The organism is Pantoea sp. USHLN256 (assembly GCF_037149875.1).
GTDB lineage: Bacteria > Pseudomonadota > Gammaproteobacteria > Enterobacterales > Enterobacteriaceae > Pantoea > Pantoea nemavictus.
On sequence record NZ_JBBCQO010000062.1, the window covers coordinates 1 to 223 of the forward strand.

Annotated in this window: 1 rRNA gene; it reads right to left on the reverse strand. The window is 52.0% G+C overall.

Features of this window, described 5'->3' with window-relative positions:
- Window positions 1-223 (reverse strand): 16S ribosomal RNA (locus WFL93_RS24245); the annotation flags it as partial.

Genomic DNA, 223 nt, shown 5'->3' on the forward strand with positions numbered 1-223 from the left:
GGATAAGGGTTGCGCTCGTTGCGGGACTTAACCCAACATTTCACAACACGAGCTGACGACAGCCATGCAGCACCTGTCTCAGCGTTCCCGAAGGCACCAAAGCATCTCTGCTAAGTTCGCTGGATGTCAAGAGTAGGTAAGGTTCTTCGCGTTGCATCGAATTAAACCACATGCTCCACCGCTTGTGCGGGCCCCCGTCAATTCATTTGAGTTTTAACCTTGC